This is a genomic window from Bradyrhizobium neotropicale (assembly GCF_001641695.1).
GTDB lineage: Bacteria > Pseudomonadota > Alphaproteobacteria > Rhizobiales > Xanthobacteraceae > Bradyrhizobium > Bradyrhizobium neotropicale.
Window position 1 is genome coordinate 22,545 of record NZ_LSEF01000100.1, and the last position, 6,893, is coordinate 29,437.

4 protein-coding genes are annotated in these 6,893 nt (G+C 65.7%); all 4 read left to right on the top strand.

What is annotated here, in order from left to right; genetic code table 11:
* The first annotated feature begins 32 nt into the window (after positions 1–32).
* The 4 genes from AXW67_RS33580 to AXW67_RS33595 all read left to right on the top strand — a co-directional run bounded on the left by AXW67_RS33580 (position 33) and on the right by AXW67_RS33595 (position 6,891).
* Positions 33–791: a hypothetical protein gene (locus AXW67_RS33580; protein ID WP_063681384.1), complete on the top strand. Its 759-nt coding sequence runs from the start codon at positions 33–35 to the stop codon at positions 789–791.
* A gap of 342 nt (positions 792–1,133) precedes the next feature.
* Complete coding sequence (gene gyrB, locus AXW67_RS33585; RefSeq protein WP_063681385.1) at positions 1,134–3,569, top strand: DNA topoisomerase (ATP-hydrolyzing) subunit B; 2,436 nt, start codon at positions 1,134–1,136, stop codon at positions 3,567–3,569.
* A gap of 429 nt (positions 3,570–3,998) precedes the next feature.
* Positions 3,999–5,294, top strand: coding sequence for a UDP-N-acetylglucosamine 1-carboxyvinyltransferase (gene murA / locus AXW67_RS33590; protein ID WP_063681386.1), 1,296 nt, complete (start codon positions 3,999–4,001; stop codon positions 5,292–5,294).
* 202 nt (positions 5,295–5,496) lie between these two features.
* Positions 5,497–6,891, top strand: coding sequence for an MATE family efflux transporter (locus AXW67_RS33595; protein WP_063681387.1), 1,395 nt, complete (start codon positions 5,497–5,499; stop codon positions 6,889–6,891).
* The last annotated feature ends 2 nt before the right edge of the window (positions 6,892–6,893 follow it).

The window sequence follows — 6,893 nt, forward strand, 5'->3', positions numbered from 1 at the left end:
CCCCGACACGCGCGATATCTCTGGAGAGCAAGATGCGGACGGTAAGGCTCGGGGCGGAAATCCCGGCACGATGGCGGGCGTTTGTGTGCGGTCTCGTCTTCCTCGCAAGCTGCGTGCTTGCGGCCAGCGCGAGCGCCTGGATGCCGCATCTGCCGCGGCTGTTCTCCGCCTCGCTCACGCCGGATCCCGAGGCCGCCCTGCCGGCGCCGACCCGCTACAGCTATCGCGAGATCGACACCACCACGATGCTCGACGTCGACGCTCCGCTTCGCACCAAGCTGATAGCCCGCATCCCTGCGGATCTCAGCGACGTGCTCGCCTTCTATCGCGCCGAGCTCGGCAAGCGCGGCTGGCAGGAACAGCATGATGGCGCGGTGGTCACCGCCGATCGCGTGCATCTCGTCTTCGTCTCCCCGCTGGGGCCGGCCATGCTGGAGCTCGACCGCGCAGACAGCGGCACCTCGGTCCATCTGGTGCAGCGGAACCGAGACGCCGCAACCAAAGCGCACGTCATGCCCGAGCCCGGCCGTGCGGCGCTGATGTTCACCAATCTCGGCAGCAAGGACGTCGTGTTCATCCTCGACAACCGGACCATCACCCTCCCCGCCCGCGCCGGCACGGAACGCCCCAAGGCCCCGCTGTTCGATCTGCCACCCGGCAAATACCCATATGCGCTGAAGATCGAAGGCCGCCCGGACCGCGACACGACCATAGATCTCGTGGCCGGCGATGCCTGGGACGTCACGGTCGGGCCCGACGGAGACCTGTGGTCGCCGCTCCAGCTCTATTGAGCCCGCGACGCGGTCCGGCAGGACGCAATGCATCTGCTGGAACGCCGGCTTTCTCGGCCATGACGACGACTTGTGAAGACGCGCGAGGCGCCTCGGAACACCTTTCCCCGGCCCGCAAAACCAGGCCTTCCAATGGCGCGAAACGCCCCTTCGAATCGCGCTTTTTTCGAAGCCCCAAAACAGGTTTCAAAAGCCTTGAAACGCGGCTAAAAATCCCCATCTGCTCAAAGGGTTGCGGGAGGATACTTTGCGCTAGGCGCAATCCTCCTTTCGTGGCACAAATACCTCCGAAATCAGCGCCTTCTGCGCCGCTGATTCGGGCGACATCCTCGAAGGCATCTCATGACAGAACCTGCTCGGCAGCCGCGTGCCGAAAACGAGCCCTCCAACGCGAGCGAATACGGCGCGGAATCGATCCGCGTGCTCAAGGGTCTCGATGCCGTCCGCAAGCGTCCGGGCATGTATATCGGCGACACTGACGACGGCTCCGGCCTGCACCACATGGTCTACGAGGTCGTCGACAACGCGATCGACGAGGCGCTCGCGGGCCATGCCACGCGCGTCGACGTCGTGCTCAATGCCGACAATTCCGTCACCGTACGCGACGACGGCCGCGGCATCCCCGTCGACATCCACAAGGGCGAAGGCATCTCGGCGGCCGAGGTCATCATGACCCAGCTCCACGCCGGCGGTAAGTTCGACCAGAATTCCTACAAGGTTTCCGGCGGCCTGCACGGCGTCGGCGTCTCCGTCGTCAACGCGCTGTCGAGCAAGCTCGGGCTTCGCATCTGGCGCGACGACAAGGAGCACTACATCGAGTTCGCCCATGGCGATGCGGTCGCACCGCTGAAGGTCGTCGGCGATGCGCCGGGCAAACGCGGCACCGAAGTGACGTTCCTCGCCTCGACCGAAACCTTCAAGAACGTCGAATACGATTTCGCCACTCTCGAGCACCGCCTGCGCGAGCTCGCCTTCCTCAATTCCGGCGTCAACATCATCCTCTCCGACATGCGCCACGCAGTCGAGAAGCGCGAGGAGATGCACTATTCCGGCGGCGTCGAGGAATTCGTCAAATATCTCGATCGCAACAAGAAGGCACTGGTGCCCGCGCCGATCATGGTGCGCTCGGAAGCCAACGGCATCGGCGTCGAGGCCGCGCTGTGGTGGAACGACAGCTACCACGAGAACGTGCTGTGCTTCACCAACAACATCCCGCAACGTGACGGCGGCACCCATCTCGCCGGCTTCCGCGGGGCGCTGACGCGCCAGGTCAACGGCTATGCCGAGGCCAACGCGAAGAAGGAAAAGATCGCGCTTACCGGCGATGACTGCCGCGAAGGCCTCACCGCGGTGCTGTCGGTGAAGGTGCCCGATCCGAAGTTTTCGTCGCAGACCAAGGACAAGCTGGTGTCCTCGGAAGTGCGGCCCGTGGTCGAGAACGTGCTGAACGAGGCGCTCCAGGCCTGGTTCGAGGAGCACCCCAGCGAAGCCAAGATGATCGTCGGCAAGGTGATCCAGGCCGCCGCTGCCCGCGAAGCCGCGCGAAAGGCGCGTGAGCTGACCCGCAAGAGCCCGCTCTCGGTCTCCTCCCTGCCCGGCAAGCTCGCCGACTGCCAGGAAAAGGATCCGGAAAAGTCCGAACTCTTCATCGTCGAGGGCGACTCGGCAGGCGGCAGCGCCAAGCAGGGCCGCAACCGCGAGTTCCAGGCCGTGCTGCCGCTGCGCGGCAAGATCCTCAACGTCGAACGCGTCCGTCCCGACAAGATGCTGTCGAGCGAGCAGATCGGCACGCTGATCACCGCGCTCGGCACCGGCATCAGCGACGACTTCTCGGTCGAGAAGCTGCGCTACCACAAGATCATCGTGATGACGGACGCCGACGTCGACGGCGCTCACATCCGCACGCTGCTTCTGACCTTCTTCTACCGCCAGATGCGCGACATCATCGACGGCGGCTATCTCTATATCGCCCAGCCGCCGCTCTATAAGGTCTCGCGCGGCAAGTCCGAGCAGTATCTGAAGGACGAGCGCGCGCTGGAAGATTATCTGATCGACGCCGGGCTGGATGATTGCGTGTTCGTGCCCGGAACCGGCGGCGACCGCTCCGGCCGCGATTTGCGCGCGCTGGTCGACGACGCCCGCGTCGTCCGCAGCATTCTTCGCAATTTGCACAGCCGCTACAACCGGAAGGTCGTCGAGCAGGCCGCCATCACCGGCGTGCTGAACAAATCGATCTACGGCAATCCCGAGAACGCCGCCGCGGCGGCGCAATACATCGCGAACCGGCTGGACAACCAGGCCGAGGAGGTCGAGCGCGGCTGGGTCGGGCAATTCGTCGAAGGCCAGGGTTTTCTGTTCGAGCGCACCGTGCGCGGCGTCAAGGAAGCCGCGATCATCGACGACGCCTTCTTAGGCTCCGCCGAGGCCCGCAAGCTCGACGAGTACACGACGAAGCTTCAGGACGTTTATGCGCGCTCCGGCAAGCTGCGGCGCAAGGACAGCGAGCTCATGGTCCACGGACCGGTCGACCTGTTCGAAGCGGTCACCGAGTCGGGACGCAAGGGCATCACCCTCCAGCGCTACAAAGGTCTGGGCGAGATGAACCCCGAGCAGCTCTGGGAGACGACGCTGGATACCGAGGTGCGCTCGCTCTTGCAGGTGAAGGTCAAGGAGGTCGACGAGGCCGACGACATCTTCACCAAGCTGATGGGCGACGTGGTCGAGCCGCGGCGCGACTTCATCCAGGAACATTCACTGAGCGCGACGATCGATATCTGAGGCCGGTTGGCCGCCGAAGCGCTTCAAGGCGATCGCAGCTTAAGCAGAACTTGGTCGGTGATCTCGCCCGCGGCCATCCTTCGAGACGCCCGCTTTGGCGGGCGCCTTCAGGATGAGGGCCTGAGCACGGTGTCTCGCTCTCTCCCTTCGTCATTCCGGGGCGCGCGTAGCGCGAGCCCGGAATCCATTGCGCGGCCGTCTCTGCGGCCCGATGGATTCCGGGCTCGCGACTTCGTCGCGCCCCGGAACGACGAGAAAACCTCACAAGCTGTCAGGATGAGGGCGGTGCTCGTGACGCAGCAAGTCCAGAGAGCCTCTTAGAGACTGAGGAACGGGCCCGAACCGCGGCAAGTGCAATTGCTACCGCGCTCAATTCTCTGTATTTTCCGCTTCCCGAAGGCAGCCCCGCCCAACCAACAGGACACCCAAGTGGCGCCCATCCAGTACATCGTCGAGGGCGGTCACCGGCTCTCGGGCTCGATCGAGCCGTCCGGCAACAAGAACTCGGCGCTGCCGATCATCGCGGCCGCGCTGCTGACCGAGCATCCGGTCACGCTTCACAACGTACCGCGCATTCGCGACACCGAGACGCTGGTCGAACTGGTCCGCTCGGTCGGCGCGGCGGCCGAATGGACCGCCCGCAATACGCTCGTCATTGAGGCCAAGAGCATCCGCGCCGCCGATCTCGACCCCGAGCTCTGCGTTCGCATCCGCGCCTCGATCCTGCTCGCAGGTCCCCTGCTCGCCCGCTGTGGCGAGTTGATGCTGCCGCCGCCCGGCGGCGACGTCATCGGCCGGCGCCGGCTGGACACGCATGTGCTGGCGCTGGAACAGTTAGGGGCCAAGGTCACCGCGACCGACCGGCTGGAGTTCCGCGCGCCAAAGCTCACCGGCGCCGACGTGTTCCTGGACGAGCCGAGCGTCACCGCGACCGAGAATGCGCTGGTGGCAGCCGTGGCCGCCGACGGCGTCACCTATTTGCGCAATGCAGCCTCCGAGCCGCACGTGCAGGACCTCGCCAACTTCCTGGTCGCGCTCGGCGCCAAGATCGAGGGCATCGGCACCAACACCATGGTGATCCATGGCCCGGCGACGCTGGGTGAGACGACCTATTCGATCCAGCCGGATCATATCGAGGTCGGCTCGCTGATCGGGCTTGCCGCCGTGACACGCTCGCCGCTTCGCATCGTGCGCGCCGGCGTCGAGCATCTGCGCTCGATCCGCATGGGGTTCGAGCGGCTCGGCATCGTCTGCCGCGTCGAGGGCGATGATCTGATCGTGCCGTCCAACCAGACGCTGAAGATCCAGGACGACTTTGGCGGACATGTGCCGAAGCTGGAAGACCAGCCCTGGCCGGCCTTCCCGGCCGACCTGATGTCGATCGCGATCGTCACCGCCACGCAATGCGAGGGCGTGATCCTGATGTTCGAGAAGATGTTCGAGTCGCGGATGTTCTTCGTCGACAAGCTGATCGCGATGGGCGCACGAATTGTTCTCTGCGATCCTCATCGCGCCATCATCGCAGGTCCCAGCCGCCTGCGCGGCGCGCCGATGACCTCGCCTGACATCCGCGCCGGCATGGCCATGCTGCTCGCCGCCGTTTGCGCCGAGGGCACCTCGACCATCAACAACGCCGACCAGATCGAGCGCGGCTACGAGCGCATCGAGGAACGGCTGAACGCGCTGGGCGCGAAGATCAAGCGCGTGCCTGAGCGGAAGAGCTGATCTTCGCCTCTCCCCGCCTGCGGGGAGAGGCCGGAATGCGCGCGGTACGCGCGGATTCAGGGTGAGGGGGACTCTCCGCGAGTCCAACTCTCACCACCCCCGCGGAGAGCCCCCCTCACCCCAACCCTCTCCCCGCAAGGGGGGAGAGGGTGAAGAAGCGCGAGGCCATGTTTTCGACGTGTGGCTGTGCTATTGACCGGCCATGCTCGACACCGTCCAGCCTCGTCCGCAGCCGCGAGCCGGCATGCCGCAAAATCATCTCGCCGATGAATTCGTCGAGACGCTGCGGCTGGCCGTGCCGATGATGCTGACGCAGCTCGGGCAGATCGCGATGATCACGACCGATCTCGCGCTGATCGGGCGGCTCGGCGAGGACTCGGTCGCTGCTGCAGCGCTGGCGCATACGGTCTATTTCGTCAGCTTCACCTTCGGGCTCGGGTTGATGGCCGCGGTGTCGCCGCTGGCGGCGCAGGCATTTGGCGCCGGAGACGTCAGGCTGATCCGCCGCTCCCTGCGCGTCGGCCTGTGGGTCGCGCTCTTGATCTCGCTGCCGATGATGGCCTCGCCGCTCTATGGCGAGCACATTCTGCTTGCGCTTGGACAGGCGCCGCAGTCCGCAGCGCTCGCCCAGCGCTATCTGAACGGGCTTGCCTGGGGCATCGCGCCGGCGCTCGGCTTCATCGCGCTGCGCGGCATGATGAGCGCGGTGAACCGGCCGCAGCCGCCGCTGTGGATCACCATTGCGGCGATTCCCGCCAATGCCGCGCTGGTCTACTGCCTGATCCATGGTCTGTTCGGCCTGCCGGAGCTCGGCCTGCTTGGCGCGGGGCTCGCGACCACGCTCGTCAATCTCGGCACCTTCATCGCTGCGCTCGCCATCGCGGGGATGCGCAAGCCGTTCGCCGACTATCATCCGCTTGCCCATCTCTGGCGGATCGACTGGCCCCTGATGCGCCAGCTCATCGTGCTCGGCGCGCCGATCTCGTTCTCGCTCCTGATGGAATATGGCCTGTTCTCCTCGGCGGCCCTGCTGATGGGGCTGATCTCGACCACCGCGCTCGCCGCGCATCAGATCGCGCTGCAAGTCACCGCCGTGCTGTTCATGGTCCCGCTCGGCATCGGCATGGCGGCGACGGTGCGGGTCGGCCACGCCTTCGGCCGCAACGAGCCGCTCGCGGTGAGGCGCGCAGGCCTCGTCGCGTCCCTGCTCGGAATCGTCCTCGTCTCGGCCCTGACCGTCGCCATCATCCTCGGCCGTTACCAGCTGGGACGGCTGTTCTTCGGCAGCGGCGAGGCGAGCGCGGCTACCGTCGAGCTGACCGCAAAGCTGCTGCTGGTCGGCGCGACCTTCTTCATCGCCGACGGCCTCCAGACCATCGTGGGCGGCGCGCTGCGCGGCATCAATGACACCAGGATGACGCTGGTGTTCGCGGCGATCGGCTATTGGTGCGTCGCGTTTCCCGTCGCCTGGCTGCTGGCTTTCAACGCCGGGCTTGGCGCGGTCGGCGTCTGGATCGGGTTCTCGATCGGGACGTTCGTCTATGCCGGGCTCCTGATCTTGCGCTTCGGGATGCTGACGCGCAGACTGGCGGGATGACC

What these genes read in the sequence shown, in the direction of transcription:
- gyrB (WP_063681385.1), top strand. Translation starts at nt 1,134, where the DNA reads ATGACAGAACCTGCTCGGCAGCCGCGTGCCGAAAACGAGCCCTCCAAC.
- AXW67_RS33580 (WP_063681384.1), top strand. Translation starts at nt 33, where the DNA reads ATGCGGACGGTAAGGCTCGGGGCGGAAATCCCGGCACGATGGCGGGCG.
- AXW67_RS33595 (WP_063681387.1), top strand. Translation starts at nt 5,497, where the DNA reads ATGCTCGACACCGTCCAGCCTCGTCCGCAGCCGCGAGCCGGCATGCCG.